Source organism: Mesorhizobium sp. 131-3-5 (assembly GCF_016756575.1).
Classification (GTDB): domain Bacteria; phylum Pseudomonadota; class Alphaproteobacteria; order Rhizobiales; family Rhizobiaceae; genus Mesorhizobium; species Mesorhizobium jarvisii.
Genome location: NZ_AP023254.1, coordinates 4,589,905 through 4,615,462, shown reverse-complemented (window position 1 = coordinate 4,615,462; position 25,558 = coordinate 4,589,905). Strand labels below are relative to the sequence as shown.

Annotated in this window: 28 protein-coding genes, 1 tRNA gene and 1 pseudogene; 19 read left to right on the top strand and 11 right to left on the bottom strand. The window is 62.2% G+C overall.

Annotated elements, in window-relative coordinates; genetic code table 11:
* Nucleotides 1-15: 15 nt before the first annotated feature.
* The 6 genes and pseudogenes from prfB to JG747_RS22475 form a co-directional block, all read left to right on the top strand.
* Nucleotides 16-1,147 (top strand): peptide chain release factor 2 gene (gene prfB, locus JG747_RS22500; RefSeq protein ID WP_141700923.1). Its coding sequence is split into 2 segments (ribosomal slippage): nt 16-81 and nt 83-1,147, totalling 1,131 coding nucleotides; the frame shifts between segments, so codons are not numbered across the junction.
* Between the two features lie 306 nt (nt 1,148-1,453).
* A complete protein-coding gene (locus JG747_RS22495) occupies nt 1,454-1,831 on the top strand; it encodes a hypothetical protein (protein ID WP_032921071.1) in 378 nt (125 codons plus the stop codon).
* 108 nt (nt 1,832-1,939) lie between these two features.
* The gene (locus tag JG747_RS22490) at nt 1,940-2,308 is read left to right on the top strand and encodes a GFA family protein (protein WP_032933394.1); all 369 of its coding nucleotides are present in this window, start codon (nt 1,940-1,942) and stop codon (nt 2,306-2,308) included.
* Between the two features lie 127 nt (nt 2,309-2,435).
* Entirely contained in the window at nt 2,436-3,086 is a 651-nt protein-coding gene (locus JG747_RS22485; RefSeq protein WP_010909222.1) for an OmpA family protein, read from the top strand.
* Nucleotides 3,087-3,331: 245 nt separating this feature from the next.
* The gene (locus JG747_RS22480) at nt 3,332-3,940 is read left to right on the top strand and encodes a hypothetical protein (RefSeq protein WP_027046797.1); all 609 of its coding nucleotides are present in this window, start codon (nt 3,332-3,334) and stop codon (nt 3,938-3,940) included.
* Between the two features lie 16 nt (nt 3,941-3,956).
* Nucleotides 3,957-4,112, top strand: a pseudogene (locus JG747_RS22475) (OmpA family protein); the annotation flags it as partial.
* A gap of 60 nt (nt 4,113-4,172) precedes the next feature.
* On the opposite strand, the gene JG747_RS22470 reads toward JG747_RS22475, so the two are convergent.
* Nucleotides 4,173-5,159 carry a DegT/DnrJ/EryC1/StrS family aminotransferase gene (locus tag JG747_RS22470; protein ID WP_236952411.1) on the bottom strand — a complete coding sequence of 329 codons (987 nt, stop codon included), beginning with the start codon at nt 5,157-5,159 and terminating at the stop codon, nt 4,173-4,175.
* 92 nt (nt 5,160-5,251) lie between these two features.
* Between JG747_RS22470 and JG747_RS22465 the strand changes: the two genes are divergently transcribed.
* A complete protein-coding gene (locus tag JG747_RS22465; RefSeq protein WP_202360049.1) occupies nt 5,252-5,587 on the top strand; it encodes a WbqC family protein in 336 nt (111 codons plus the stop codon).
* Between the two features lie 42 nt (nt 5,588-5,629).
* Here JG747_RS22465 and JG747_RS22460 read toward each other — a convergent pair whose 3' ends face one another.
* Both JG747_RS22460 and JG747_RS22455 read right to left on the bottom strand, forming a co-directional pair.
* A complete protein-coding gene (locus JG747_RS22460) occupies nt 5,630-7,222 on the bottom strand; it encodes a DEAD/DEAH box helicase (RefSeq protein WP_038646580.1) in 1,593 nt (530 codons plus the stop codon).
* A 192-nt stretch (nt 7,223-7,414) separates the two neighbouring features.
* Nucleotides 7,415-8,188 carry an NAD kinase gene (locus JG747_RS22455; RefSeq protein ID WP_027046801.1) on the bottom strand — a complete coding sequence of 258 codons (774 nt, stop codon included), beginning with the start codon at nt 8,186-8,188 and terminating at the stop codon, nt 7,415-7,417.
* A 214-nt stretch (nt 8,189-8,402) separates the two neighbouring features.
* Here JG747_RS22455 and JG747_RS22450 point away from each other — a divergent pair, with 214 nt between their 5' ends.
* The 5 genes from JG747_RS22450 to JG747_RS22430 all read left to right on the top strand — a co-directional run bounded on the left by JG747_RS22450 (nt 8,403) and on the right by JG747_RS22430 (nt 13,595).
* Nucleotides 8,403-8,705, top strand: coding sequence for a hypothetical protein (locus JG747_RS22450; RefSeq protein ID WP_019857929.1), 303 nt, complete (start codon nt 8,403-8,405; stop codon nt 8,703-8,705).
* 237 nt (nt 8,706-8,942) lie between these two features.
* Nucleotides 8,943-9,914 carry an NAD-dependent epimerase/dehydratase family protein gene (locus JG747_RS22445; RefSeq protein ID WP_019857930.1) on the top strand — a complete coding sequence of 324 codons (972 nt, stop codon included), beginning with the start codon at nt 8,943-8,945 and terminating at the stop codon, nt 9,912-9,914.
* Nucleotides 9,915-10,246: 332 nt separating this feature from the next.
* On the top strand, nt 10,247-11,281 hold the full coding sequence (locus tag JG747_RS22440) for an extracellular solute-binding protein (RefSeq protein WP_202360048.1): 1,035 nt from the start codon (nt 10,247-10,249) through the stop codon (nt 11,279-11,281).
* 96 nt (nt 11,282-11,377) lie between these two features.
* Nucleotides 11,378-12,805: an amidase gene (locus JG747_RS22435; protein ID WP_202360047.1), complete on the top strand. Its 1,428-nt coding sequence runs from the start codon at nt 11,378-11,380 to the stop codon at nt 12,803-12,805.
* Between the two features lie 88 nt (nt 12,806-12,893).
* Nucleotides 12,894-13,595 (top strand): TetR/AcrR family transcriptional regulator, encoded by a 702-nt coding sequence (locus tag JG747_RS22430; protein ID WP_202360046.1) that lies wholly within the window; start codon nt 12,894-12,896, stop codon nt 13,593-13,595.
* Nucleotides 13,596-13,601: 6 nt separating this feature from the next.
* On the opposite strand, the gene JG747_RS22425 is transcribed toward JG747_RS22430, so the two are convergent.
* The 5 genes from JG747_RS22425 to JG747_RS22405 are packed head-to-tail and all read right to left on the bottom strand — an operon-like array spanning nt 13,602 to nt 18,175.
* The gene (locus JG747_RS22425) at nt 13,602-14,363 is read right to left on the bottom strand and encodes an MBL fold metallo-hydrolase (protein WP_202360045.1); all 762 of its coding nucleotides are present in this window, start codon (nt 14,361-14,363) and stop codon (nt 13,602-13,604) included.
* Between the two features lies 1 nt (nt 14,364).
* Nucleotides 14,365-15,429 (bottom strand): ABC transporter ATP-binding protein, encoded by a 1,065-nt coding sequence (locus JG747_RS22420; protein WP_202360044.1) that lies wholly within the window; start codon nt 15,427-15,429, stop codon nt 14,365-14,367.
* Nucleotides 15,426-16,208, bottom strand: a complete 783-nt coding sequence (locus tag JG747_RS22415; protein WP_069092050.1) for an ABC transporter permease — start codon at nt 16,206-16,208, stop codon at nt 15,426-15,428. Before JG747_RS22415 ends, JG747_RS22420 begins: the two co-directional genes overlap by 4 nt.
* Nucleotide 16,209: 1 nt before the next feature.
* Nucleotides 16,210-17,076: an ABC transporter permease gene (locus JG747_RS22410; protein ID WP_069092051.1), complete on the bottom strand. Its 867-nt coding sequence runs from the start codon at nt 17,074-17,076 to the stop codon at nt 16,210-16,212.
* 13 nt (nt 17,077-17,089) lie between these two features.
* Nucleotides 17,090-18,175, bottom strand: a complete 1,086-nt coding sequence (locus tag JG747_RS22405; protein WP_202360043.1) for a polyamine ABC transporter substrate-binding protein — start codon at nt 18,173-18,175, stop codon at nt 17,090-17,092.
* Between the two features lie 91 nt (nt 18,176-18,266).
* On the opposite strand from JG747_RS22405, the gene JG747_RS22400 reads away from it, so the two are divergent.
* Nucleotides 18,267-18,881, top strand: a complete 615-nt coding sequence (locus tag JG747_RS22400) for a TetR/AcrR family transcriptional regulator (RefSeq protein ID WP_010909235.1) — start codon at nt 18,267-18,269, stop codon at nt 18,879-18,881.
* Between the two features lie 40 nt (nt 18,882-18,921).
* On the opposite strand, the gene JG747_RS22395 is transcribed toward JG747_RS22400, so the two are convergent.
* Nucleotides 18,922-18,997 (bottom strand) — tRNA-Thr (locus JG747_RS22395).
* A 156-nt stretch (nt 18,998-19,153) separates the two neighbouring features.
* On the opposite strand from JG747_RS22395, the gene JG747_RS22390 reads away from it, so the two are divergent.
* From JG747_RS22390 to JG747_RS22380, 3 genes are all read left to right on the top strand, one after another.
* Complete coding sequence (locus tag JG747_RS22390; RefSeq protein ID WP_019857938.1) at nt 19,154-19,321, top strand: hypothetical protein; 168 nt, start codon at nt 19,154-19,156, stop codon at nt 19,319-19,321.
* 188 nt (nt 19,322-19,509) lie between these two features.
* Nucleotides 19,510-19,722 (top strand): hypothetical protein, encoded by a 213-nt coding sequence (locus tag JG747_RS22385; protein ID WP_081296009.1) that lies wholly within the window; start codon nt 19,510-19,512, stop codon nt 19,720-19,722.
* A 186-nt stretch (nt 19,723-19,908) separates the two neighbouring features.
* A complete protein-coding gene (locus tag JG747_RS22380; RefSeq protein WP_038652621.1) occupies nt 19,909-20,214 on the top strand; it encodes a BA14K family protein in 306 nt (101 codons plus the stop codon).
* A 79-nt stretch (nt 20,215-20,293) separates the two neighbouring features.
* Here the strand turns inward: JG747_RS22380 and JG747_RS22375 are convergent, their stop codons facing one another.
* Both JG747_RS22375 and bhcR read right to left on the bottom strand, forming a co-directional pair.
* Nucleotides 20,294-20,710 carry a hypothetical protein gene (locus JG747_RS22375; protein ID WP_038646628.1) on the bottom strand — a complete coding sequence of 139 codons (417 nt, stop codon included), beginning with the start codon at nt 20,708-20,710 and terminating at the stop codon, nt 20,294-20,296.
* Between the two features lie 135 nt (nt 20,711-20,845).
* On the bottom strand, nt 20,846-21,667 hold the full coding sequence (gene bhcR, locus JG747_RS22370; protein WP_010909246.1) for an HTH-type transcriptional regulator BhcR: 822 nt from the start codon (nt 21,665-21,667) through the stop codon (nt 20,846-20,848).
* A 213-nt stretch (nt 21,668-21,880) separates the two neighbouring features.
* Here bhcR and gcl point away from each other — a divergent pair, with 213 nt between their 5' ends.
* The 3 genes from gcl (at nt 21,881) to JG747_RS22355 (ending at nt 25,493) form a co-directional block, all read left to right on the top strand.
* The gene (gcl, locus tag JG747_RS22365; protein ID WP_019857944.1) at nt 21,881-23,662 is read left to right on the top strand and encodes a glyoxylate carboligase; all 1,782 of its coding nucleotides are present in this window, start codon (nt 21,881-21,883) and stop codon (nt 23,660-23,662) included.
* 10 nt (nt 23,663-23,672) lie between these two features.
* Nucleotides 23,673-24,470, top strand: a complete 798-nt coding sequence (otnI, locus tag JG747_RS22360; RefSeq protein WP_019857945.1) for a 2-oxo-tetronate isomerase — start codon at nt 23,673-23,675, stop codon at nt 24,468-24,470.
* Between the two features lie 69 nt (nt 24,471-24,539).
* Nucleotides 24,540-25,493, top strand: coding sequence for a 2-hydroxy-3-oxopropionate reductase (locus tag JG747_RS22355; RefSeq protein ID WP_202360042.1), 954 nt, complete (start codon nt 24,540-24,542; stop codon nt 25,491-25,493).
* The last annotated feature ends 65 nt before the right edge of the window (nt 25,494-25,558 follow it).

The window sequence follows — 25,558 nt, the reverse complement described above, 5'->3', positions numbered from 1 at the left end:
ACAAAATACCAGGCCATGCGCGCGGAAACGCAGAATATTGTCGACGAGATCAGGCAGGCGATCACCCTGCTGAGGAGGCATCTTTGACTGGGACCAGGCCATAAAGCGGCTTGAATACCTCAATGTGCGGGCCGAGGACGCCAGCCTCTGGAACGAACCGCTGGAAGCGCAGAAGCTGATGCGCGAGCGCCAGGGCCTCGAGGAAGGCATTGCGGCGGTCAAGGGCCTGACCCAGGCGCTGGAAGACAATATCGGCCTGATCGAGCTCGGCGAGGAAGAGGGTGACGAAGGCGTCATCGCCGAGGCCGAAGCGGCGATCCGTTCGATGCAGGGCGAGGCTAAGGCCCGCCAGGTCGAAACGCTGCTGTCGGGTGAAGCCGACGCCAACGACACCTATCTCGAAATCCATGCTGGCGCCGGCGGCACTGAAAGCCAGGACTGGGCCTCGATGCTCTTGCGCATGTACACGCGCTGGGCCGAACGCCGCCGCTTCAAGGTCGAGGTGCTGGAAGTGCATGACGGCGAAGAGGCCGGCATCAAGTCCGCCACATTGCTGATCAAGGGCCACAATGCCTATGGCTGGATGAAGACCGAATCCGGTGTCCATCGCCTGGTGCGCATTTCGCCCTATGACAGCAATGCGCGCCGGCATACCTCCTTCGCCAGCGTCTGGGTTTATCCCGTTATCGACGACACGATCGAGATCGATGTTTCCGAATCCGACGTACGCATCGACACCTATCGCTCGTCGGGTTCCGGCGGCCAGCACGTCAACACCACCGATTCGGCCGTGCGCATCACCCATATCGCCACCGGCATCGCGGTCGCCTGCCAAGCCGAGCGTTCGCAGCACAAGAACAAGGCGAAGGCCTGGGAGATGCTGCGCTCGCGCCTCTACGAGGAAGAGCTGAAGAAGCGTGAGGCCATCGCCAACGCCACCGAAGCCTCGAAGAGCGACATCGGCTGGGGCCACCAGATCCGTTCCTACGTGCTGCAGCCCTACCAGCTGGTCAAGGATCTGCGCACCGGCGTCGAAAGCACCAGCCCGTCGAGCGTGCTCGATGGCGACCTCGACGATTTCATGGAAGCCTCGCTGTCGCAACGCATCGAAGGCGGCGCAGGCGAGGCCGTGGCGGATCTGGACTAGCACCGTCCGCCACTAGACCATAGCACCCGCTCGCACTTTCTTGGGGACCAAGCGGTCCATTGCTCACGGCAACCTGCCGTGGTCATGGAGGGCACGTTTGCGGCCTTGGGCGGCCAGCAACGGGCGCAGCCTCCACGCAGCAATTTCTTGCACCGACTCACATTTCGGCTCACCATTTGCGGCAGGAGGAGACAAAAGCATTTATGGCCGGTCGCGGCATATCTGCTGACGATTGGCCGCTGGGAAGACACGTTCCGGGAACGGGCAAGCGAAACGCTTGAAACCTCGTTTGAAAGGAGCGTTGCCATGTTTGCTGCCAGTTCCAGATCGGCGATCGCCGTTCCGTCGGTTGGCCAGCTTGTCCTTCCCCTTTGCGCGGCGTGTGTGATCGCGCTCCTGTCGGCGTCGGCCATGGCGCACGACGCCAAGCCGACCGCGGCCAAGCCGCAAGGCTGGAGTTATCCGTTCGCTTGCTGCGCGAATTACGACTGCCACGAGGTGTCGCAGACCTCGATCAGCGAGCGTCCGGAAGGCTATGTAATCAAGGACACCGGGGAGGTGCTGGCCTACAGCGACAGGCGCATCAAGAATTCGCCGGACGGCGAATACCATTGGTGCGCGCATGAGGCCGGGCTTGATGCCGGCAAGACGATCTGCCTGTTCGTGCCGCCATCGTCCTACTGAGTTCGCGGCCTGCTGTTCAGGGGTAGAGCCTGCTGACAGACAGTTGTCAGGATCGCTTCTTTATGGTGCCCTGCCGCATGGGCGGCGGACAATGGAGAGGTGATGTTGATGACCATCAAGGGAAGCTGTCACTGCAAGGCGACGACATTCGAGGTTTCAGAGGCACCGGAAACGGTGACGCAATGCACCTGCTCGTTCTGCTCGAAACGTGGCTCGCTCTGGGCCTATTATACCCCCTCGCAGTTCAAGCTCATCACGCCTCTGAAAAACGTCTCCTTCTATGAGTGGGGCTCGAAAACCGTGAAACATGGTTTTTGCGCCAACTGCGGCTGCGGCACGTTCACCGAGACGCCGGATTGGTCGACCGGCGAGCCGGATTTCGACAATCCGAAGATCAGCGTCAACTCGCGGCTGTTCGACGACTTCAATCTCGACAAGGTGGAAGTGGTGGTCATTGACGGCAAGAATCTCTGGTAACTGATCCCCGGAAAAGCCGTCGCGGGTGCTTTTCCCGTTCCGCTTTTCGCCGCAATTCATGGTACAAGTCGCGCGAAGGGCTGATTTGGCGCCGTCGAAAAAGGCGCGACTTGGAGAGGGACCATCTATGAAGAAGACCGTGCTCGTCGCCGTGGCGACGGCCTTGCTCGTGAGTGCCTGCACCACCACGGATCCGTATACGGGCGACCAGAAGATTTCCAACACGGCCGCAGGTGCTGGTCTCGGTGCCCTGGCAGGTGCCAGCCTCGGTCTGCTTGCCGGCGGCAATGACCGCCGCAACGCGCTGATCGGCGCCGGCATCGGTGCGCTGGCCGGCGGCGCCATCGGCGCCACCATGGATCAGAACGAAGCTGAACTGCGCCGGCAGCTCGAGGGTACCGGTGTCAGCGTCACTCGCAGTGGTGACCAGATCATCCTCAATATGCCGTCGGACATCACCTTCAATGTCGATCAGGATGCGGTGAAGCCAGGCTTCTATCCGGTGCTGAACTCGGTTGCGCTGGTGCTGAAGAAATTCAAGCAGACCACGGTCGATGTTTTCGGTCATACCGATTCGACCGGCGGCGACCAGCACAATTTCGATCTGTCGCAGCGCCGCGCACTGGCGGTTGCCAACTATCTGTCCGGTCAGGGCGTCGATCAGCGCCGCTTCGCCGTCACCGGCTTCGGCAAGACGCGGCCGATCGCATCCAACGCGACGGCCGCCGGCCGCGAGCAGAACCGTCGCGTCGAGATCCAATTGTCGCCGCTCACCTGACGATCTGTACCGCAACGAATGTGAAAACGGCCCCAATGCGGGGCCGTTTTTGTTTGAGCGGCCATCGCACCCTGCAGCTGTCGCGCTTAAGAATTAGCAACAGCTAAATAACTGCTTTCCTACAGTCACGGAAAGGAATAGCATCATCGCTGTTCCAGAGGGGATGAGGCGGTACAACTGGCCGCGTAACAAGCATTTTCCCGCCTCGGTCTTGCACGGCCAGATGAAATATCTGGGAGGAATGCATGACAAGAACAACCTGCCTCGGGCGCTGCGGCGTCCTCGCTTTGACCAGTATTGCGGGTCTGTGGTTGGGGCTCGCCACGGCTCAGGCCGAGGACGCCAACAAGGCCGACATCGAAGCCTTGAAGAAATCATTGGCCAAGTATGAAGACTATACCGCAGCTGTCCGCGACCTCTATCTGTCGACGGTCGGCTGCGTCTTCTACAGTGGGGAAAAGATACCGGGCTCGATGGATTACCCGAAAGGCGCCATGGGCGTCCATTTCGTCAACGTCCCAAGCGTCGGCCAGAAGCTCGACCCGATGAAGCCCAACGTGCTGATCTACGAGCCGACCAAGAAAGGCCTGAAGTTGGTCGGCGTGGAGTGGCTGGTGCCGTTGACACCGAACGTCAAGGAAGTCCCCACACTGTTTGGCCAGAAATTCATGGGTCCGATGGAAGGACACTATCCGCTCATCCCGAGGGAGTTCGTCCACTACGATCTTCACGCCTGGCTGTTCAGGGACAATCCGAACGGCATGTTCAGTCCGACGAACCCGAACGTGAAATGCAGCAAGGCCGATTTTCCGATGCTGGAGAAGCCGACCAAGATGATGCCTGGGCCGATGTAGCGGCCGGCCAAGCCAATACATGTCGGCCCTGAATTCCGTTGCGTCGGTCCTGAAGAAGTTCCGCCGGACGACCGTCGACGTGTTCGGCCATGCCGATTCGAACAACAGCGACCGGCACAATTTCGATCTGTCGCAGCGCCATGCGCTGGCGGTCGCCAACTATCTGTCCGGCCACAAAACGGCCCCTCGCGTGGGGCCGTTTTTGTGTTGTGAGCCCACTTAAGATATTGCGTCAGCCCGCTGTCATCGCGTCGGTGAGAATGGAGCAGATACGCGAGATTGCTTCATCCGAAAGATCTGTCCAGCAAGGCAGGCCCAGTTGAGTCGCAACAAGCGTCTCGGTGACCGGCAGCGGTACTTTGGGAAAATGTTCGAAGGCTGTGTGCCGATGCAGGCCGCCGCCCCACCATCGACGGACACCAATTCGGGCTTGCGTCAGCACATTGAGTGCCGTTTCCATCGAATCCGACGGCAGGCCAACGGTAACGGTGGAGGATATCCAGCGTTCGCCAAATCCATCCTGCACGTTCACCCCGGAAGTCGAAGCAAGCGAGCGGCAATAGCCTCTGGCAACACGCTGGTAGGCGGCACGTGTAAGTGTCCAACCGTCCAGTGCGGCGAGGCCGACGGCCGCGCCATACTCACTGAGCTTGCCATTCAACGCCGGCGATGCCGCCTCGCGCGAATTTGCAAAACCAAAATTGGCCTTCTTCACAATTTCGTCGATCAGAGCGCCGTCGTCGGACGCAATGAAGCAGCCTTCGCCAACGCCGAGTGCCTTGGTGGCATGCAGGCTGACGACTGCCGGAACCCGCGATGGCGTCAGCGAGTCGAAGGCCGCGGCCGCGTCAATTGCCACGGCAAGACCGGTATCGCTCTTGAACCGGTCCCAGTTCGCGGCATCCATCGGGCCGCCGAACGGCATAACCGGCATGACGGCACCGACCTTGCCAGGAGCCTGCCTGAGGAGTTGTATCGCCGCCTCTGGCAACAATTGCTGGGTGTCGAGGTCGACGTCGACAAGCCAGGGAACGAGCCCTGCGAGGACCGCCGCGTGTGCGCTGGCGGCGAAGGTCCAGGACGGCATCATGCAGAGACTGCCCTTTGCCGGTTTCTGCGCCATCAGCGCCAGGGCCAACCCCAGCGTTGCGTTTGCCAGGCACACGACATGACCCACGGCGATGCGAGCCCTGAGACCTTCCTGGAAGCGCTGATTCAGCGGACCGTTGTTGCTGTACCAGCGGTTCGCGTCGAGCGCGGACGACAGCGGCAGAGCAGATCAACGGCCACCTGACCGGGGCCCTTGGCGACGTGACAGATTTTCTCGAGGAGGGTCTTCGGCTAACGGCCGATGCGCTTCAGCTCAGACCGGATGTCGTACGCAGCTCCCGCCTCGGCATCGATCCTGCCTTGCGTGCACAAGCCGGCGTGATCGCCATCGTTCAGGCACTTGGCGGCCAGCGCTACATCAATGCTCCAGGCGGACGTAGCCTTTATTCACGCGATGCCTTTCAGCAGGCAGGTATAGATCTTCGATTTCTCGTGCCCTATGCAGGAAGGTTCCCGCACATCTTGCCTGCCTTGTTAGGCAACGGCCTTGCCGATCTTCGCGATGATATCCGAAAGACGTGCCAATTGGCCAAGTGATCGTTTGCCGATCACTTGGCGGCTATTTCAAGCTTGGCCCAGTCAGACCTTGGCGACGATGCGCATGAAGGCCGGCATGTCGTCGCCGAAGCCAACGGTGGTGTCGTTGTCTTCCTGGTGGCGATGGCGGGCAGGACGACTGTTGTCTCGCTGCGGCCTGGTGTCACCGCGTTCCGGTGCCCGCTGTTCGTTGCGATCGGAGGATTTGCGTTCGGTGTTTTCCGAACGGATCGCCTCCTTGCGTGCGCGCCGCTCGCCGATATCGGCGACGGCCGTCGCAGCCACATCGGGCTGTTCTTGCTGTGCGACCACGGTCGAGGCGTCTTCCCCGGTGTGTCTGGCACGGCGTTCGCCGCCCTTCTTGCGCTCGCCTCTGTCCTTGCGATCGTCGTCCTTGCGGCCGGCGCGACGCGGCGCGCCTTTGCCACGGCGCGGAGCATCGTCCTCACCGCCTTCGCTGGCCACGACCGTCGACAGGTCACCGTCATGCCATTCGATCTTGTTGCCGATCAGCCGTTCGATGGCGTCGATGTATTTGGTGTCGGACTTCGTCGCGATGGTGAAGGACTTGCCGGAGCGACCGGCACGGCCGGTACGGCCGATGCGGTGGACATAGTCCTCGGCATGGATCGGCACATCGTAGTTGAAGACATGGCTGACATCGGGGATGTCGAGGCCGCGCGCGGCGACGTCCGATGCCACGAGGTAGCGCAGCTTGCCATCACGGAAATTGGCCAACATCTGCATGCGGGCGCGCTGGTCCATGTCGCCATGCAGGGCGCCGGCATCGAAATCATGCTTCAGCAGCGAGCGGAACAGCTCCGACACTTCGACCTTGCGGTTGCAGAAGATGATGGCGTTCTTCAACTCAGCGTCTTCGGCCTTGATGAGGTTGCGCAACGTCTCGCGCTTGTCCCAAGGCTTCGATCCTGATTTGACCAGCCGCTGGATGATGTTGGTGGCGGCCGACGCGGCCTTCGAAACTTCGACGCGCACCGGCGCGTGCAGAAACTTTTCGGTCAGCTTGGTGATTTCCGGCGGCATGGTCGCCGAGAAGAACAGCGTCTGCCGGGTGAACGGGATCATCTCGCAAATGCGCTCGATATCGGGAATGAAGCCCATGTCGAGCATCCGGTCGGCCTCGTCGATGACGAGGATCTCGACGCCGTTGAGCAGAAGCTTGCCGCGCTCGCGATGGTCGAGCAGGCGGCCAGGCGTCGCGATCAGCACGTCGGCGCCGCGCTCCAGCTTCTTGTCCTGCTCGTCGAACGACACGCCGCCGATCAGAAGCGCGATGTTGAGCTTGTGGTTCTTGCCGTATTTGACGAAGTTTTCCTCGACCTGCGCGGCAAGCTCGCGCGTCGGTTCGAGAATCAGCGTGCGCGGCATGCGGGCGCGGGCGCGGCCCTTTTCCAGCCGGGTCAGCATCGGCAGCACGAAGGAGGCTGTCTTGCCGGTGCCGGTCTGGGCTATGCCCAGCACGTCCTTGCCGAGCAAGGCGTGCGGGATGGCACCGGCCTGGATCGGTGTCGGCTGCGTGTAGCCGGCATCGGTAACTGCGGAAAGCACCTTCGGCGACAGGCCGAGGTCTGAAAAGGTCAACGCTTCTTGAGCGATCGTGGTGTCTGAGGACAAGTGTTGTTGTCTTTGGCTGGTTCGGGGAGGCGCAACGTTATTCGTCGCGGCAAGCGCCACGCGCTTGCAAGATTGGCATTGCGATTAGGCGCAAGTCCGCGATTTGTCAACAGAAACGGGCGGGATTGGCGCGATTGTGAAGCTGTAACCTTAATCGCGATGCTTAATCCGGCCGCTTGTCTCTGTGTCGGCTCAGTAACGGAACTGCTCAGCAAGGATGCGCTCGTTCCAGGAGTGATTGGGGTCGAACAGCAAGGTTGCAGTCGCCGCCGGCGACTCCCGCACCGTTACCGAGGTCACCGCCTTGACCTCCGTATGGTCCGCCGCGGCGTTTACCGGCCGCTTTTCCGGCTCCAGAATATCGAAGCGCACGGTCGCCTTGTTGGAGAGCAATGCGCCACGCCAGCGGCGCGGGCGAAACGGGCTGACCGGCGTCAGTGCCAGGAGCGGCGCGTCGAGCGGCAGAATCGGGCCATGCGCTGAAAGATTGTAGGCGGTGGATCCGGCCGGCGTCGCGATCATGACGCCATCGCAGCTGAGTTCCTCGAGCCGTATTTGGTCATCGACGCTGATGCGGATCTTGGCCGTCTGGTAGGATTGGCGCCACAGCGCAACCTCGTTGATCGCCAGCGCCGAGACGGTTTCGCCTTCCGAGGTGACGGCCAGCATTTCCAGCGGCCGGATGGTTTCGGCGACCGCGGCCGCGATGCGCTCGGTGAGCCCTCCGGAACGGTACTCATTCATCAGGAACCCGATGGTGCCACGGTTCATGCCGTAGACCTTCTTTCCCGTTCCCATCGTGTCGCGCAAGGTCTGCAGCAGAAAGCCGTCGCCGCCCAGGGCCACCACAACCGCGGCCTCGGCGACCGAACACTGGCCATAGCGCACGGACAGACTTTCCAGCGCCGCCTTGGCGTCTGCTGTGTCGGACGAGACGAAGGCGATGCTGTTGGCGGCTGTGCTCATGGCTCCCCGATCGCGACCGATTGGCGGCGGCAGTCTGGCCGCATCCGCGCCGGGGTAGCACGGGGTGGGCAGGTCTGCAAAGAGAGCCGTTGTGCCGGCACGCTAGGCATGCCGCGCGGGCATCGGCCTAACCTACGGATCGCGCTTCATGACAGGGCACGAGCGAATGTGATGGTTAAGGCGGGGCTTAAAGTCTCGTAAAAGCGGAACGATCATGTTAGCCGGCATGAATGGCGTGGGGGCGCCCGCAGCACCGCTGTATCCTTTGGGATGCCAAAAGGACGTTGCGGCAGTTTTGTTTTGTGCGCATGCCTCCTCCGGGGACACGCACCAGCCAGACGAGGCCGACATATTGCCGGTAGCACGCCTGATCATCGTCTTTGTCATGCTGGGTAGCTTCGCCCTGGTCTTCGCCGAGCTTGTGCGCCAGTCGGAAAATATGAGCATGAGACCGCTGCCGACAGCGTCGCGCTGCGGCGATGCCGCCGGAATGCCTTGCCCGCAACGGGCACTGTAGGTCGCCGGAATACGCCATTCGTCTGTAGATACCGCCGACGCTCGGCCGATCCCGAGCGACAGTTTCATGCTTGGGCGACCGGAGCCCTGGCTGGCGCAAGTTTGATCGTTGCAATTGCGGCATCGACGAAAGCACTGGTAGAAGGCGTGTCCTATCCGGATAGGATCCTGTTCCCGTCGTTTTGGGAAACAAGCGTTGCGGCGCGTTGACCGGCCGTGTTTCTGAAGGGGAGCGCGCATGCCGCACAGCGTGTTGGTTTCTGGTGGCTGCGGCTTTCTCGGCTCCCATCTTGTCGATCGTCTGCTGCTGCGTGAGGATCTGGAAACGCTGGTCATCGTCGACAATCTGTGGACCGGATCGCGCGACAACATTGCCCATGTCTCGGACCCGCGGCTCAGCTTGCGGATTGCCGATGCCGAAAGCTTCACGACCAGCCAGCATTTCGATGAGATCATCCATCTGGCGTCACCGGCTTCGCCCGTATGGTACATGCGCGAGCCGGCGCGCACGATCAAAGCCAATATAGGCGGCGCGCTCAATCTTCTGTCGCTGCTCAGGCCCGGCGGTCGCTTCTGCTTCGCCTCGACCTCGGAAGTCTATGGCGATCCCCTGATGTCGCCGCAACCGGAGAGCTACCGGGGATCCGTGGACTGCACCGGGCCACGGGCCTCCTATGACGAGAGCAAGCGCTGCACCGAGGCGCTGCTTTTCGAAGAGCAACGCGTCAGCGGGCTCGATGTGCGCGTCGTCAGGCTGTTCAACACCTATGGGCCGCGAACGCGCATCGATGACGGCCGCGCCGTTTCGAATTTTGTCTGCCAAGCCCTGACCACGGGAATCCTGACCGTCCATGGCGACGGCTCCCAATCGCGCAGTTGGGGGTATGTGGACGATATCGTCGATGGCCTGGAACGTTTCTTTTGGCGCGACAGCATCGCATACCGAGGACCCCTGAACATCGGCAACAATCGCGAGGTCTCGGTTCTCGGTATCGCGAAATTCGTCTGCTCGCTTGTTCCAGGCAGCCGCATCGAACACCGTGCGCCAATTCCGCAGGATCCGACAAACCGCTGCCCGGACTTGACCCTGGTAAGGCAGGTTCTTCCCGGATGGGAGGCGACGACCGGCTATCAGGAAGGGATCCGGCGCACCTTCGAGTGGTACCGGCGACGGATTGTGACTGAGGACAGATCGGCGGCAAGCGCCTGAAAAGCCGAAATTCTGGGCGGTCATACCGAGCGCGAAAGAGATACCCGTGCCGCCTGCCATTCCGGTCTCAGCTTGCTGCGTTGTCCAGGACAACCGGGCCAGCCGCGGCAATGTCCGCGAAAAGATATTGACTGTATAGTTAGTTATAAATAATCGTAACGCAGACGACCAAGTCGGCCAGCTGGCATTCCGCCGGTGAATGGCCGCGAAAAGGGGAATATTTTGACAGCCAGCCGGCCCGCCTTGGGCCGAAGGGCACAGCCAGGCTTGTTCATCAGCAGGAGACGGACCGAGGCGGCGACGCGGCCGGTCCCAACAATGGGAGCACTAGCATGAACTGGAAACTGACCGCGGCGGCCGTCGGGCTGTCGCTGCTCGCCGCAACCGGCGTTGCCCGCGCCGATGGCGAACTCAACATCTACAATTGGGGCAACTACACCAGCCCTGACCTCATCAAGAAGTTCGAGGAGACCTACAAGGTCAAGGTCACCGTCACCGACTATGATTCCAACGACACCGCATTGGCCAAGGTTCGCCAGGGTGCGTCCGGCTATGACATCGTCGTGCCGTCGGCCAGCGTCGTGCCGGTCTGGATCAGCGAAGGCCTGCTCCTGGAGACCGAACCCAACAAGATGGAGAATTTCAAGAACGTCGATCCGCGATGGGTCGACGTTCCCTTCGATCCGGGCCGCAAATACACTGTTCCGTGGCAGTGGGGCACGACAGGCATTTCGGTGAACAAGTCGGTGTATTCCGGCGACCCGAACACCTCGGCGATTTTCCTCGACCCGCCGCCGGAGCTTGTCGGCAAGATCAATGTCGTGCCCGAAATGGGGGACATCATGTTCCTCGCCATCGCCTATGAGGGCGGCAAATATTGCACCAACGATATGCAGGTACTGAAGAAGGTGCACGACAAGCTGGTCGAGGCCAAGGCGAAATGGCTCTCGCTCGACTACGCGGCCGTCGACGGCCTGGGCAGGGGCGACATTGCCGCCGGCGTCAACTGGAACGGCATTTCGCTGCGCCAGCGGCTGCAGAACGACAAGATCGTCTACGGCTATCCCAAGGAAGGTTTTCCGATCTGGATGGACAATGTCGCCGTGCTCAAGGACGCCAAGAATGTCGAGAACGCCAAGCTGTTCCAGAATTTCATCATGGATCCGAAGAATGCCGCGATGATCTCGGCTTTCGCCCGCTACGCCAACGGCATCAAGGGCTCCGAGGCTTTCATGCCGGACGACATGAAGACGGCGCCGGAAGTGGACGTTCCGGCTGAATTTGCCGCCAAGGGCCAGTTCATGCCGGCCTGTCCATCGGATGTGCAGGGGCTCTATACGAAGATCTGGACCGACCTCCAGAAATAGCGTCGCCGGACCAACCCAACCACAGTCACCGGGCCGCAGCGTGCGGTCCGACACCCTCCATGCCAGGTGCGGTCTCGCGATCGCAGGAGATTTCCGATGTCCGATCTCGACCTCTGCTACATGCCGGCCCATGAGGCGCTGCGGCTGTTCAAGGCGAAGAGACTCTCGCCCGTCGAATTGATGCAGGCCACCATTCGCCGCGCCGAAGCCACCAGATCGGCGATCAACTGCTTCACCTTCACGCATTTCGAAGAGGCGATGAAGCTGGCCGCCAGGGCCGAGGCGAAATACGCCAGGGGCGCCAGGACCGGCGCGCTGGAAGGCCTCCCGATCGGCATCAAGGATGAGAGCTACATCAAGGGCAAGCCGACCTCGCACGGCTCGCTGCTGTCCAGGGATGCCGTAAGCGGCCACACCTCGACAATGAACGAGCGCATCATGAAGGCCGGCGGCATCGTGCATGCCCGCACGGCGACGCCGGAATTCAGCTGCGCGGGTTACACCTGGTCGAAGCGGTGGGGCGTCACCCGCAATCCATGGAATCGCGATTTTACGCCGGGCGGTTCGTCGGGTGGTGCTGCGGCAACGCTCGCTTCGGGAACATCATCGATCGCCACCGGTTCGGATATTGCCGGATCGATCCGCATTCCGGCCTCGGCCTGCGGTCTCGTCGGCTACAAGCCGCCTTACGGCCGCAATCCCGACGAGCCGCCCTTCAACCTCGATTTCTACTGCCACACGGGGCCGCTCGCGCGAAACGTCGGGGATGCCATCCTGCTGCAGAACGTCATGGCGGGACCGAGCCCGCTCGACATCGCCACGCTGCGTCCCAAGCTGCGCCTGCCGCTCGACTACAAGCCGATCAAAGGCTGGAGAATAGCCTTCTCCATGGATCTCGGCTCCTTCGAGGTCGACCCCGACGTGCGCAAGAACACGCTCGCCGCCTGCGATGTGTTCCGCTCGCTGGGCGCCACGGTCGAGGAAGTCGATCTTGGCTGGGACGGCGGGGTGCTCAAGGCCGGAATGGCCTATCTCGAACACCTGTTCGGCGCGTCGCTGTCGCAACTGCTTGCGGAGCACGCCAGCGACATGACCAGCTATGCCCGGCGCTTTGCCGAGGAAGGGCAAAAGTCCAAGGCCACCGACTTCGTAGCGACACTGGACGTGGCGGCGAGGATGTACCAGACACTCGGCCCGCTGCTGGAGACCTATAATGTGCTGATCTGCCCGACAAACGCGCTGCCCGCGGTACCGGCGGAGTTCGACCAGACCAGGGACAGGGTGGAGATCAACGGCAGGGAGGTGAACCCCTCGCTGGGCTGGGTGATGACGACGCCGTTCAACATGCTGAGCCGTTGCCCTGTTCTCTCCATACCGTCGGGCCACGCCGCCAGCGGCGTGCCGACAGGCATCCAGATCGTCGGCCGCACCTATAGCGACGCCGATGTCTTCCGGGCCGGACTGGCCTATGAAACGGCTCGGGGGCAATGGTATGGGAACACCGGGACACGCCCGTCGCTCTGAGCGATTTTCGGGATCAGCCGGCGTGGCACATGGCAAGGCAATCTGTGCGGCGGGATATTCCGCCGTGGGTCCGAAAGGCCTGACGAAAATGGCGCAACGCAAGGCAACCGCAAAGCCGGAGAAACGCAAGCTCGCGACGACCAAGGGCGCGGCAAACGATGCCGCGCCGCCCAAGGACCGCCGACGCGAGCGCGGCGAAGCCAGCGTACAGCGCATCATCGACGCCACGATCGATCTCATCGCGGAGGAGGGCCTGGCAAGCCTCACCATGCAGCGTATCGCCGAACATGTCGGCTCGTCCAATGCGCTGGTCGTCTTTCATTTCCGCAGCAAGGAAAACCTGTTCCGCGCCGTGCTTCAGTATCTCAGCGATCAGTATGACGCGCTGTGGATCAGCCTGGTGCGGGCGCCCGGCCTGTCGCCGGTCGAAAGGCTGCTGGGCGCCGTCGATTGTGCGCAGCGTTTCGCCCGGCAGCATCCCAAATGGGTGTCGGTCTTTGTCGTGTTCTCAAGCGACCGCAAGAGCATGCAGATCTACAACGAGATCGGCCTGCCGAGCGATCTCGCCTACACCGCCGAAGCGCGCGAACTGCTGATCGAGATTTCGCGCGGCGCAGGGTATACCGGTGTCGACATCAACACCTTGTCGGAGAGCCTGAATTATCTGGTTCACGGCGCATGGTACTGGGACCATCTGAACCCTTCGAGCCGCGACACCAATGTGCTGCGCAAGACCATGCTGCTCCTGCTGCATCAGGCATTTCCGCGGCATTTTGAATTGATGCCGTAGCTGTTCTCAGGGGCGCTGCCGCAGGTGGCAGCCGGCCTGGCGTTTCTGCGCCAGGTACTCGTCGATCAGCTGGCGGTAGCGCACCTTGCCGAAACTCGGGAAATGGCCGCCATGCACGATCGAGACGTCGAGATCGCGCATGGCGAGCAGTGTCTCGACATAGTCCGACATATCCGAATGGTAGACGTCGTCGATCAGCGGGCCGTCATAGATGATGTCGCCGGACAACAGCATGCCGGTCTTCTTCTCGTAGAGTGCTATGCCGCCGGGTGAATGGCCCGGTGTGTGGATCACCTCGAAGGTGCGGTCGCCGAGATCGATGACATCGCCATGGCCGAGCAGGCGGTCAGCCGGGGCGGGCACGATCCGGTAGCGGGACGACTCCCAGCCTTGCGGCAGTCCATCGAACATATCGTCGGTCGCATAGCGGTCAGCCACGGTCCATTCGTTGCGCGGATCGGCGAGGATTTCTGCTTCGGCCCGGTGCACGCAGCGGTCGGGAAATTCGTGATGGCAGCCAATATGGTCGAAATGCGTATGGCTGGCGACGCAGGTCAGCTTGCGCTCGCTCACCAGCGGCACATGTGTGCGCAGGCTGAAATGGCCGAGACCGGTGTCGAACAGAAGGTCGCGGTCGCGGCCGCGCACATGCCAGATGTTGCAGCGGAAGAACGGCTTGATCCACGGCTCGTGGATCAGCGTGACGCCGTCGGCCATACGGATGGTCTCGTACCAGTCTGGTGCGCCGATGACCGGAAGGGATCCCATTTCAGTCCGCCAAAACGATGATCTGGTCGGTATCGCACGAAACGGCAAGCGTGTCGCCGGATTGGACGGTGGCTGTTGCCGGCAGCTTGGCGATGAATTGCAGCGAGGCGTCTTCGACGGAGACGGCAAGCACGCGTTTGAAACTGCCCTGGAAGACGACATCGTTCACTTTCGCCATGCCGAGGCTTGCGGTGCCGGCGGTCCCGCCGAGCATGAGATGCTCCGGCCGGATGGCCAATGCGACGGCCGAACCCACAGGCAAGGCGCCGCGCACCAAAACCGGGCCGGCCGGCGTCGTGACGGTGCTTGTCCTGTCCTTGGCTTCCGTGACTTTGCCGGCAAGGATCGTGCTTTCGCCCATGAAGGTCGCCGAAAAACGCGTCGCCGGCCTGGCATAGACGCGCTCGGGCGGCCCTTCGTCCTCGATGCGGCCGTCATTCATCACCACGCAATGGTCGGCCAGCGCCATCGCTTCTTCCTGATCGTGGGTGACGTGGACGAAGGCGGTGCCGACGCGCTTCTGGATCGCCTTCAGCTCGTCCTGCATCTGCCGGCGCAGTTTCAGATCAAGCGCGCCGAGCGGCTCGTCCAGCAGCAGCACCGCCGGCTCGATGACCAGCGCCCGCGCCAGCGCCACGCGCTGCCTTTGCCCGCCGGAGAGCTGGTGCGGCTTCTTGTCGAAGGCGGAGGCCAGCCCCACCAGCGCCAGCGCCTCGCGCGCCTTTGCGGCGCGTGTCGCGCCGTCGACGCCCTGCATGCGCAACCCGAAGCCGACATTGCCGCCGACGCTCATATGCGGAAACAGCGCATAGTCCTGGAACACGGTCGTCGTCGGGCGCCTGGCCGGCGGCACCGCGGTGCAGTCCTCGCCGCGGATGAACACCTTGCCTTCGCTGGGCGTGACGAAGCCGCCCAGGATGGACAACAGCGTCGTCTTGCCCGAGCCCGACGGCCCAAGCAAGATGGTGTAGCTGCCGGGCTCGATCCGCAGCGAGACATCTTTTAGCACGGCCAGCTGCCCGAAACGGTGCGAGACCGCGCGGATATCGACCAGAGGCGCGGTCATGTCTTTCTCCGGCGCAACAATGTCAGTTCGAACAGCACGACCAGCACGATGGAAACGGCGAAGACCAGCGAACCGACGGCGTTGGTTTTTGGATTGAGGCCCGAGCGCAGCAGGTTCCAGATCTCCACCGGCAGCGTGGTGTCGAAGCGGGTGAGCAGGAAGGAGATCACGAACTCGTCCCAGGAGAAGGTCATCGACAGGAAGAAGCCTGCGAAGATGGCGGGCGCCATCACCGGCACGGTGATCAAGAGCAGCACCTTCCATTCCGGCGCGCCAAGATCGCGCGCCGCGCGCTCGATGTTGATCTGGTGATCGCCCATCTGGCTGTAGATGATGGCAAAGCACAGCGGCAGGTTGATCACGACATGGCCGATGCCGGCGGCAAGCAGCGATTTCGGAACACCAGCCCAGTTGAAAAGCACCAGCAGGCCCATGCCGATGATGAGATAGCTGACCGTCAGCGGCAGCGTGATCAGCCCGCGCAGCAGGCCGGACCCGGGCAGCACGAAGCGCGCGAAACCCCAGGCGGAGAGAAAGCCGAGCGTGACGGCGGCGGCCGAGGAGATCGACGCCACCAGCAGAGAATTGACCAGCGCCGAGGTCAGCCTGACATCGGACAGCACGGCCTCATACCAGCGCAGCGAGGGGCCGGTGAAGGGCGGGATCGGAAACGAGGTCGCTTGCAGCGAGAACAGCACCAGCACCACCACCGGCAGGAAGATGAAGCCGTAGACAGCAAGCGCATAGAGCCAAGACGCGACGCGGACGACCTGACGCATCTCAGGCCCGCTCGATCTTCAGCCAGCGCGCGCAGGCGAGATAGGCGATGGTGACCACCGCCATCAGGATGATCGACAGCGCCGAGGCCAGCGGAAAATCGCCGCGCCGGCCGATCTGCATCATCACCAGCTGCGGCATCAAAAGCTCGTTGTTGCCGCCCAGGATCTGCGGCGTGATGTAGTCGCCGATGCACAGCACGAAGGTGAGGAAGGCGCCGACCATGATGCCCGGCAAGGTCAGCGGCAGGATGACATGCAGGAAGGTGCGCACCGGCCCGGCGCCGAGATCGGCGGCCGCCTTGCGGTAGCTCGGACTGAGCTGCTTGAGGTTGGCGAAGATGGTCAGCGTCAGCAGCATGACGAAGAAGTGCACGAAGCCGGTGACGGTGGCCAGCCGCGTGTTGGCGAGCTGCAGCGGCTCGGTGATCAAGCCCGAACCGGTGAGCGCGCGGTTGATGACGCCGTTCTGCGCCAGCACCAGCAGCCAGGAATAGGAGCGCACGACATAGGACGTCCAGAACGGCAGCACGGCCAGCATCAGCGCCAGCCGTTGCCAGCGTTCCGGCACCTGTTCGGCGAGGATCCAGGCAAAGGGATAGGCGAGCAGCACAGAGAGCAAGGTGACGATCGCCGTCACCTCCAGCGAGTTCACCATCGCCTGCCAGTAGGATGGGTTGGTGAAGAACTGGCTGTAATTGGAAAGCGTGAAGCCGCCGCCTTCATGCGCCGTGAGGCTGGAAAACCCCATGGCGACGAAGGGCAGCACGAAGAACAGCAGCGTCCAGCCGAGGGCAGGCGTAACCAGCGCCCAGGGAAGGGCGCGTCCCGTCCCGGGCAGGGCGCGCCCGCTGTTTCCGGTTGAGCTCACGAACGGTATCAGCTCATTTCGCCTGCAGCATTTCGGTCCACATATCCTGCATCTTCTTGTCGAGATCGCCGTTCGGCGCCGGATAGGCTTGCGCACGGGCGAGGAAGCCTGGCTGCTCATCGAAGCGCAGGACCTTTTTCTGGTCGTCGGTCAGCGCCGCCTTGGTGTTCGCCGGCATGCCCCAATAGCAGGACGAGGTGGCAAGGCGCGCCTGGCCTTCGGGACTCATAATGTACTGGATGAATTTCAGCGCCATGTCCTTGTTCTTGGAATCCTTGAACATGGCCAGCGACTGCGACCACAGCACCGCACCCTCCTTGGGGATGGAGAAATCGAGCGCGGGGTTCTCCTTGGCCAACCCTGCCGTCACCCATTCGCCGCCGCCGACCAGTATGTCGACCTCGCCGGTGGCAAGCGCCGTCTGGCTGGCGGTGACCTCGCCGACCAGCTTGGCGTTGGCCTTCATCTTGAGCAGCTCTTCCTTGAGCGCGGGCAGGTCGGCTTCGGTCAGCTCGGCCGTCTTCTTGCCGATGGCCAGTGCCGCCATGCCGATGACCGGCAGGTAATAGTCGTAGATGGCGACCTTGCCCTTGTATTTGTCGCTGGTCAGCGACGCCAGGGACTGCATGTCCGCCGGGTCGACCTTGGTCTTGTTGAAGCCGATCGTGTTGTAGCCGAACTTTTCGGTGATGCCGTAGCGCTTGCCGCCGACCACGGTGGAGCCGTCCATCTTCACCTGCGGGAAGAGGTCGGCGAAGGGCAGCTTGTCCTCGGGCAGCGGCTCGAACAGGCCCTTTTCGACGCCGCGCGGCACGTCGATGCTATCGATTACCATCACGTCCCAGTCGCCGGGCTGCGACTGTTCGACGATGGCCAGCCCAGCGCCGGTGCCTTCGAACTCCTTGACGTTGACCTTGACGTTGTTGGCCTCTTCGAAAGGCTGCAGCAGCGCCGGATCGGAATGGTCGCACCAGATCAGCGCGTTGAGATCGGCGGCCTGAGCGAGGCTGCCCACGCCAAGCAGCAGGGCCGTGGCGACGCAGGCGGCGTGCAGATGCAGCTTCAGGATGGAAAGCGGATTCCCGGATTTGACGGACATCGAGTGTTCTCCCTTGCCTTTGTGGCTTCTTGCAAAAAATTGAACCAATTCTAAAATTGAGTCAATTCTGTTTTTGTGGCAAGAGGCTGCTATGAGCGGATTGCGGGCAAGGCAAAAGGCGGACCGACACAGGCGCATCATCGAGGCGGCGGCGGCACTTTTCCGCGAGGCCGGCTACGAGGGCGCCAAGATCGAGGCGATCGCCGCGCAGGCGGAAGTGTCGATCGGCACGATCTACAATTACTATGAGAACAAGGGCGACATCCTCGGCGCCATCGTCTCGCTTGAGGTCAACGAGGTGCTCAATGCCGGGCGCGGCGTCGTCGCCAGGCCGCCGGCCAATGTCGGCGATGCGCTGGACACGCTGATCGGCATCTATATCGAGCACTCGCTGCATTATCTCAGCAAGGAGATGTGGCGCCAGGCCATGGCGATCTCGACGCAACTACCCGACAGCCCGTTCGGCCAGGCCTACACCGCGCTCGACCGCTCGCTCACCGAACAGATCCGTGCACTGATCGCGCGGCTGCAGGAGATCGGCCTGGTGCGCCAGGACATAGACGGCGCGGCGCTCGGCGAACTGATCTTCAACAACATGAACATGATGTTCATCGAATTCGTGAAGCGCGACGAGGCCAGGATCCCGGAACTGCGCGCGGCGATACGAAGGCAGAACCGGATATTGGTGGCGGCGATAGGGGTGTGATTGGTAGACTCATACTGGCAACCAAACCGTCCGGCGAGACTGGTGCCCCCGGACGGGATCGAACCGCCGACCTTCGGTTTACAAAACCGCTGCTCTACCAGCTGAGCTACAAGGGCACGGCGCTCCGGTAGCATATTTCGTGCGCCAGTAAAGACAAAACTCCGTTTTCGGTTACCCCGGCGGTGGATGACGCCGTGGACGCCCATGCTGAAATTCGCGAGCGCGCTTCCTACATATCAAGAAGATGCAATCGCTTCGGACTGGAGTGTCGCATGATCAGGCTTGTCATCATTCTGCCCCTCGTCGTCATCGCCTGGATGCTGCTGGTGAAGCTCATCGGCGACATCAAGAAGGCCAATGTCGACTGGACCGGCGTGACCACGATCATCGGTTTCATCGCGCTGGCGTTCTGGCTTCGGCATGTCACGGGGATGGGGTGAACGAGGGAGTGAGTAGGGAATAGTCAGTAGGGAGTAGTCAACAGTGGGCCAAGCCCCTGCATACCCACTACTCACTCTTCCCCCACCCGCCAAGAAATCTCCCCACCCCTTTCGAACCTTTTCCCACCTCGCGCCGACTGGACTCCAGAGGCGAATGGTCGTCTCGGTCAAGGATCCAGGAGATCATCATGTTCAAGCGCATGCTCACTTCCGCTCTCGTCGCCGTGTTCGTTGCCACAGGCGCGTTGGCCGCCACGGTTCAGACGTCGTCGGCTCACGGTATGCATCATCACCATCATTACTATGACGACGACTATGGCGACTACTGGTGGTACCACCACCATCATCACCGGCATCATCACCACCATCGTCATCATGGCGGGGTCGTTGTCATCTTCTGATGCCGCGGCCTGTTGCGTTTGGAAGGGCGGCCTCGGCCGCCCTTTTGCATTCTCCGTGGGCCACAGTCAGGAACCGACAGCACCTCCAAAAAAGATCAAAAAAGCTTCGAACCTTTTTCGTTGCCGCAACGACAGATGATCAAGAGGCGGATGGATCGCCTCGGTCAACGAAGCAAGGAGATCATCATGTTCAAGCGCACTCTCGTTTCCGGCCTCATCGCCACCACCGTCGCCGCCACCGCGCTGGTCGGCACCGTTCAGCCTTCGGCGGCTCATTCGCATCACCACGACCTCGGCATCGGCATCGCCGCCGGCGTCGGCGGGTTCGTCCTTGGCAGCCTGCTTGCCCAGCAGCCGCCGCGTACCGTCTATGTCGACGAAGACGGTGGTTCCTGGCACGTCCGCCGCTGCTTCGATCGTTACTCCAGCTACGATCCGGACTCCGACACCTACATCGGCCGCGACGGCTACAGCCACTATTGCCGGCTCTGAGAGGAGACCGCTCAACAACAGAAAAAGGGGCTCGCGCGAGCCCCTTTTCGTTGTTTCACAAATACTTACAGTTGTGTGATCAGGCGGAATCGGAAATCGGCAACCCGGCTGCGCGGCAGGTGCTATCGACGAGGCGCCTCGTTTCCGAAGCGCCGCCCATAGCGACAAGCTCGAAGCTGCTTGCCGAATCCGGGTAGATCCTGGCAATGAAGGCTTGGTCGCCGCCATTGCCGCCGGACGGATCCTTGCCGTCGACGAAGCCGCAGACCACGATCTCCTTGCGGCCGTTCAGTGTCCGCTCCCCGGCAAGCGTCCTTCCGAGCCTGGCCGAAGCTGGATCCGGCAAGTGCTGACGAATACCGGTGATGACGATCTCCTCGAGCGCGAGCGAGAACGGAATCGGATCGACACGCTGGTCGCCGGCATCGGGTCGAGGTGTCGTCGCCACGCATCCGCAAAGCGAAGCGACAAGCAGAAGCTGAACCGTTTTCCTCATCCGCGCCCTTTCGCATGCATTCGAACGCCACGGCAAGAGAGTGCCCATGCCGCCGGCGCTTGCGGTGTCGGCATGGCCATACGGCTCGATTTCTTCGATATTGCGACCAGGAGCGCGCTTCCCGGGGCAGGCTGATCAGCCGACTTGCGCGCCGCCGATCATCCGGGTCACCTCGGCCGCGGCACTGCGCACCATCGGCCCGATCTCGGCCAGCCGCTCCGGCGTCACCCGCACGGTCGGCCCCGATACGGAGACGCCGCCGATCGGCTCGCCGAACTCGTTGAAGATGGCGGCCGCCACACAGCGCATGCCGGGGTGCCGCTCTTCATCATCGACCGACCAGCCGCGCTGCTTGATGACAGCCAGATCGTGGGCGAGGGCAGGGATCTCGGACAGCGTCCTGTCGGTGAAGCGCTGCAGGCCGGCCTTGCGCAGAATGGTCCCGACGCGCTCCGGCTCGAGATGCGCCAGCACCGCCTTGCCGATGCCGGAGGCGTGAAAGGGGCTGCGCGTGCCCGGGCGGAAGAAGGCGCGGATCGCCTGGTGCGTCTCGACCTGGCTGACGAACACCACGCAATCATCCTCGGCGACGCCGAGATTGGCGGTCTCGCCGGTTCTTTCCATCAGCTCCTGCATGACGATGCGGGCGCGGTCGACCAGCTTGCGTCGGCGCAGGAAGGCCGCGCCCATGCGGTAGGTCTCGACGCCGATCGACCACAGCTGGTCTGATGTGTCAAACTCGACCATGCCGTGGTTTTCCAGCGTCGTCAGCATGCGGTAGGCGGTGGAGGCGGCAAGGCCGCTCTGCGCCGATATCTCGCTCAGCGACAGGCCGCTGCCCTCCGCCACAATGGCCAGGATGCGCAAGGCCCGGTCCAGCGATTGCACGGAACTGGCCTCGGCAGGCCCGTTGAAAGCGCGCGGACGGCCGCGCTGGCGTTTTTCAGTGGTTTCCATCGCGCCAGTTTCGCCGATTTCTCCAAACGTGCAATGAAAAAGTTTTTCACTGCGGCGAGGCGGCAAATTCCTGAAAAACCGAAAATCCAATAAAATCAGCAAATAGTCGCCGTTTTCTAGAAATGAAAAAATATTCTGAAAAAATTGAAAAATAGCCGGCTTGCTGACATTCTCGGCCATCCAACAATGACAACCCAAGTGGAGGGCCGGAAAATGGCCAGGATGCGCGCTGTCGATGCGGCGGTTCTCGTTCTCGAAAAGGAAGGCATCTCCTGCGCCTTCGGTGTGCCGGGCGCGGCGATCAATCCGCTCTATTCGGCTTTGAAGGCGAGGGGCACCATCCGCCACGTGCTGGCCCGCCACGTCGAGGGCGCCTCGCACATGGCAGAAGGCTTCACCCGCGCCAAGGCGGGCAATATCGGGCTCTGCATCGGCACTTCGGGTCCGGCCGGCACCGACATGATCACCGGGCTTTACTCGGCATCAGCCGATTCCATCCCCATCCTGTGCATCACCGGCCAGGCGCCGCGTGCGCGGCTCAACAAGGAGGATTTCCAGGCCGTCGACATCGCCGCCATCGCCGCACCGGTCGCCAAATGGGCGGTCACCGTCATGGAGCCCTATCTCGTGCCCATGGCGCTGCAGAAGGCGTTTCATCTCATGCGCTCGTCGCGCCCCGGCCCGGTGCTGATCGACCTGCCGGTCGACGTTCAATTGGCCGAGATCGAGTTCGACATCGATGCATATGAGCCGCTGGCGCCATTCAAGCCGGCTATGACGCGCGCCCAGGCCGAAAAGGCACTGGCGATGCTCAACGCGGCTGACAAGCCATTGATCGTCGCCGGCGGCGGCATCATCAATGCCGATGCATCCGACCTGCTGATCGAATTCGCGGAGATATCAGGCGTTCCGGTCATCCCGACACTGATGGGCTGGGGCGCGATCCCCGACGATCACCGGCTGATGGCCGGCATGTGCGGGCTGCAGACCTCGCATCGCTACGGCAACGCCACGATGCTGGAGGCCGATTTCGTCTTCGGCATCGGCAATCGCTGGGCCAACCGTCACACTGGTTCTGTGGACGTCTACACCAAGGACAAGAAGTTCATCCATGTCGACATCGAGCCCACGCAGATCGGCCGTGTCTTCGCGCCGGACCTCGGCGTCGTCTCCGATGCTGGCGCGGCGCTGAAAATGCTGCTCGACGTCGCCACCGAGTGGAAGACGGCCGGAAAGCTGCGCGACTGGTCGGGCTGGGCCAAGGAATGCCAGGCCCGCAAGAAGACGATGAAGCGCAAGACGCATTTCGACCAGGTGCCGCTGAAGCCGCAGCGCGTCTATGAGGAGATGAACAAGGCGTTCGGCCGCGATGTCACCTATGTCACCACGATCGGCCTGTCGCAGATCGCCGGCGCGCAGTTCCTGCATGTCTACAAGCCGCGCAACTGGATCAATTGCGGCCAGGCCGGCCCGCTCGGCTGGACCTTGCCGGCAGCCCTTGGCGTGCGCGCCGCCGATCCCGACCGCACCATCGTGGCGCTGTCGGGCGACTATGATTTCCAGTTCATGATCGAGGAACTGGCCGTCGGCGCACAGCACAGACTGCCCTACATCCATGTCGTCGTGAACAACGCCTATCTCGGCCTGATCCGCCAGGCGCAGCGCGGATTCTCGATGGATTATGAGGTCAGCCTCGCCTTCGAGAACGTCAACCGATCGGGCGATCCCGAGGCCGGCTATGGCGTCGACCATGTCGCCGTCGCCGAAGCCATGGGCTGCAAGGCGGTCCGGGTGCGCAAGCCCGAGGAGTTTGCCGCCGCCTTCAAAGAGGCGCAGCGGCTGATGAAGGAGCACCGGGTTCCGGTCGTGCTTGAATTCATCCTCGAGCGCGTCACCAACATCTCGATGGGCACCGAGATCGACAAGATCACCGAATTCGAGGACCTTGCCGAAAGCCATGAGGATGCGCCGACCGCGATCGTGATGCTGGATTAGGAGAAAAAGAATGCCGCGTTTTTCAGCCAATCTGTCGATGCTCTTTGGCGAGCATGATTTCCTCGATCGCTTTGACGCCGCCGCCCGCGCGGGCTTCAAGGGCGTCGAATATATCGGCCCTTACGACCATGCGCCGGAGGTGGTGGCCGCCAGGCTGAAGAAGAACGGCCTGGCGCAGGTGCTGTTCAACCTGCCGGCCGGCGACTGGGGCAAGGGCGAGCGCGGCATCGCCGTGTTGCCGGACCGCGTGCCGGAATTCCGCCAGGGCATCGCCAAGGCGATCACCTACGCGCAGGCGCTCGGCTGCCCCCAGGTCAATTGCCTGGCCGGCATTGCACCCGCCGGCGTCGACCGCAAGGTGCTCGAGGATGTTTTCGCCGAAAACCTCGCCTTCGCGGCGGAGAAGCTGGAGCAGGCTGGCATCCGGCTTTTGATCGAGCCGATCAACACCCGCGACATTCCAGGCTTCTTCCTCAACTACTCCGACCAGGCGCTGGCGCTGATCGACCGCGTCGGCTCGAAAAACCTGTTCCTGCAATACGACATCTATCACATGCAGATCATGGAGGGGGATCTCGCCCGTAAAATCGAGGCAAACCTTAGCCGCATCGCGCATATCCAGCTTGCGGACAATCCCGGCCGTCACGAGCCGGGTACGGGCGAGATCAACTATCCTTTCCTCTACGACCACATCGACCGCATCGGCTATTCCGGCTGGATCGGTGCCGAATACAAGCCGAAGGCCGGCACCGAGGCAGGCCTGGGTTGGTTTCGGGACCTGACCAGGCAAGGCAGCGCGGCGGCCTAAGAGCTTCCTTCTCCCCGTCACTATACGGGGAGAAGGTGCCGGCAGGCGGATGAGGGGCAGCGCCGACCTTTGACGAGTTCGAGCAAGACTTTCAGGAGAACCACAATGGAAACCATAGGCTTCATCGGCCTCGGCATCATGGGCGCGCCGATGGCGGGGCATCTGCTGGATGCTGGCTACAAGGTCATCGCCAGCGACCATCGCTCGAAGCCGCCTGCCAATCTCGTCGCCAAGGGCCTGAAAGCAGTCTCCGGCCATGCCGCCGTGGCCAAGGCCGCCGACATCATCATCACCATGGTGCCCGACACCCCGCAGGTGGCCGATGTGCTGTTCGGCGACAATGGCGTCGCGTCCGGCCTGACCAAAGGCAAGCTGGTCATCGACATGAGCTCGATTTCGCCGATCGAGACCAAGGTTTTCGCCGGAAAGATAAACGAGCTGGGCTGCGACTATCTCGACGCGCCGGTTTCCGGCGGCGAGGTCGGCGCCAAGGCGGCGTCGCTGACCATCATGGTAGGCGGCGAGGAAAAGACCTTCGAACGCGCCAAACCCGTCTTCGAGAAGATGGGCAAGAACATCACTCTGGTCGGGCCCAATGGCGTCGGCCAGACCACCAAAGTGGCAAATCAGATCGTCGTCGCGTTGACCATTGAAGCCGTCGCCGAAGCGCTTGTTTTTGCATCGAAAGCCGGCGCCGACCCAGCCAAGGTCAGGCAGGCGCTGATGGGCGGGCTGGCGGCGTCACGCATCCTCGAAGTGCATGGCGAGCGCATGGTCAAGCGCACCTTCGCGCCCGGTTTCCGCATCGAACTGCACCAGAAGGATCTCAACCTGGCACTGGAGGGCGCCAAGGCGCTCGGCGTGGCGCTGCCCAACACCTCGACCACGCAGCAGCTGTTCAACTCGTGTGCGGCCAATGGCGGCGCCAAGGAAGATCACTCGGCGCTGGTCAGGGCACTGGAGCGGATGGCCAATTTTGAGGTCGGTGGCAAATTGACCGACGTGAAGGGCAAAGCAGCATAGGCCGGGAGAGGGCGGCGCAACGTTCCCAAGCCGCCACCTCTTGTCCTGCACAAGAACGGGTTCCC

Bases quoted from the DNA above. Each gene is read 5' to 3' on its own strand.
- JG747_RS22495 (WP_032921071.1), top strand. From the start codon at position 1,454: ATGTTTGCTGCCAGTTCCAGATCGGCGATCGCCGTTCCGTCGGTTGGC.
- JG747_RS22490 (WP_032933394.1), top strand. From the start codon at position 1,940: ATGACCATCAAGGGAAGCTGTCACTGCAAGGCGACGACATTCGAGGTT.
- JG747_RS22485 (WP_010909222.1), top strand. From the start codon at position 2,436: ATGAAGAAGACCGTGCTCGTCGCCGTGGCGACGGCCTTGCTCGTGAGT.
- JG747_RS22480 (WP_027046797.1), top strand. From the start codon at position 3,332: ATGACAAGAACAACCTGCCTCGGGCGCTGCGGCGTCCTCGCTTTGACC.
- JG747_RS22455 (WP_027046801.1), bottom strand. From the start codon at position 8,188: ATGAGCACAGCCGCCAACAGCATCGCCTTCGTCTCGTCCGACACAGCA.
- JG747_RS22450 (WP_019857929.1), top strand. From the start codon at position 8,403: ATGTTAGCCGGCATGAATGGCGTGGGGGCGCCCGCAGCACCGCTGTAT.
- JG747_RS22445 (WP_019857930.1), top strand. From the start codon at position 8,943: ATGCCGCACAGCGTGTTGGTTTCTGGTGGCTGCGGCTTTCTCGGCTCC.
- JG747_RS22440 (WP_202360048.1), top strand. From the start codon at position 10,247: ATGAACTGGAAACTGACCGCGGCGGCCGTCGGGCTGTCGCTGCTCGCC.
- JG747_RS22435 (WP_202360047.1), top strand. From the start codon at position 11,378: ATGTCCGATCTCGACCTCTGCTACATGCCGGCCCATGAGGCGCTGCGG.
- JG747_RS22430 (WP_202360046.1), top strand. From the start codon at position 12,894: ATGGCGCAACGCAAGGCAACCGCAAAGCCGGAGAAACGCAAGCTCGCG.
- JG747_RS22425 (WP_202360045.1), bottom strand. From the start codon at position 14,363: ATGGGATCCCTTCCGGTCATCGGCGCACCAGACTGGTACGAGACCATC.
- JG747_RS22420 (WP_202360044.1), bottom strand. From the start codon at position 15,429: ATGACCGCGCCTCTGGTCGATATCCGCGCGGTCTCGCACCGTTTCGGG.
- JG747_RS22415 (WP_069092050.1), bottom strand. From the start codon at position 16,208: ATGCGTCAGGTCGTCCGCGTCGCGTCTTGGCTCTATGCGCTTGCTGTC.
- JG747_RS22405 (WP_202360043.1), bottom strand. From the start codon at position 18,175: ATGTCCGTCAAATCCGGGAATCCGCTTTCCATCCTGAAGCTGCATCTG.
- JG747_RS22400 (WP_010909235.1), top strand. From the start codon at position 18,267: ATGAGCGGATTGCGGGCAAGGCAAAAGGCGGACCGACACAGGCGCATC.
- JG747_RS22390 (WP_019857938.1), top strand. From the start codon at position 19,154: ATGATCAGGCTTGTCATCATTCTGCCCCTCGTCGTCATCGCCTGGATG.
- JG747_RS22385 (WP_081296009.1), top strand. From the start codon at position 19,510: ATGTTCAAGCGCATGCTCACTTCCGCTCTCGTCGCCGTGTTCGTTGCC.
- JG747_RS22380 (WP_038652621.1), top strand. From the start codon at position 19,909: ATGTTCAAGCGCACTCTCGTTTCCGGCCTCATCGCCACCACCGTCGCC.
- JG747_RS22375 (WP_038646628.1), bottom strand. From the start codon at position 20,710: ATGAGGAAAACGGTTCAGCTTCTGCTTGTCGCTTCGCTTTGCGGATGC.
- bhcR (WP_010909246.1), bottom strand. From the start codon at position 21,667: ATGGAAACCACTGAAAAACGCCAGCGCGGCCGTCCGCGCGCTTTCAAC.
- gcl (WP_019857944.1), top strand. From the start codon at position 21,881: ATGGCCAGGATGCGCGCTGTCGATGCGGCGGTTCTCGTTCTCGAAAAG.
- otnI (WP_019857945.1), top strand. From the start codon at position 23,673: ATGCCGCGTTTTTCAGCCAATCTGTCGATGCTCTTTGGCGAGCATGAT.